Below are 1202 nucleotides of genomic sequence, written 5' to 3'. Positions count from 1 at the left end.
GTTCCGCCGACATTCAGGGCTATGTCGGCGACCACGATGGTGGCGGTCGGCAGCACAGTGTCGATGGTGTAGTTGGCCGTGTTGGTGGTGCCGCTGCCGGCATTGCCGGCCAGGTCAGCAACGCCGGCATTGGCCAGGGTGATCAGGTTGGTGGCGTCGTTGACGCCCACCGTCGGCGTGAACGTCGCCGTCCAGGTGATGCCGCCGTCGCTGCTGCTCACCGCCGTCAGCGTGCCGTTGGCTATCGTCAGGTCGGCGTTGGTGAAACCGCTCACCGCCTCGCTGAAGGTGATGGTCACCTGCGAGGTTTCGCCGATTCTCAGCGCCGTATCAGTCACCACGATGGTGGCCGTCGGGCGCATGGTATCGATCGCATAGTTGTTCGAATCGGTGGTGCCACTACCCACGTTACCGCTGGCGACAGCCTGCACGCCGGTATTGTCCAGGGTGATCAGGTTGGTTGTGTCGGTGATGCTGGCGGTCGGGGTGAAGGTCGCAGTCCAGGTGACACCGCCGTCGCTGCTGCTGACGGAGGTCAAGGTGCCGTTGACAATGGTCAGGTCGGCGTTGGAGAAGCCACTGACGGCTTCGCTGAAGGTAATGGTCACCAGCGACGTTTCACCGATTCTCAACGCATTGTCGGCGACCACGATGGTCGCTGTCGGCAGCACCGTATCGATGGTGTAGTCGCCGGAATTGGTGGTGCCGCTGCCGGCGTTGCCGGCCACGTCGGAGACACCGGTATTGTTCAGAGTGATGACGTTGCTCGGGTCACTCACGCCGGCGGTCGGGGTGAAGGTCGCGGTCCAGGTGATGCCGCCGTCACTGCTGCTCACCGCCGTGAGCGTACCGTTGGCGATGGTCAGGTCGGCGTTGGTGAAACCGCTCACCGCTTCGCTGAAGGTAATGGTCACCAGCGAGGTTTCGCCGGCACTCAGGGTCGCGTCTGCCAGGACGATGGTCGCGGTGGGTCGGACCGTGTCGATGGCGTAGTTGTTGGAGTCGGTGGTGGCGCTGCCGGCGTTGCCCGACAGGTCGCTGATGCCGGTGTTGTCCAGGGTGATCAGGTTGGTCGTGTCGTTGATGCTGGCGGAAGGTGTGAAGGTCGCCGTCCAGGTGATGCCGCCGTCACTGCTGCTCACCGCAGTGAGCGTACCGTTGGCGATGGTCAGGTCGGCGTTGGTGAACCCGCTCACCGCCTC

The 1202-nt window shown here is 63.8% G+C and carries 1 protein-coding gene; it reads right to left on the bottom strand.

Annotated features, from left to right (window positions below; translation table 11 throughout):
• A partial coding sequence (locus ACRESJ_RS27620; protein WP_431760695.1) for an Ig-like domain-containing protein occupies window positions 1-1202 on the bottom strand: 1202 nt, incomplete at both ends.

Origin of the sequence: Pseudomonas sp. (assembly GCF_050739655.1) — a bacterium.
In the GTDB taxonomy this organism is placed as follows: Bacteria; Pseudomonadota; Gammaproteobacteria; order Pseudomonadales; family Pseudomonadaceae; genus Aquipseudomonas.
The sequence above is the reverse complement of the archived record's forward strand: the minus strand, read 5'-3'. Positions and strand labels throughout refer to the sequence as shown.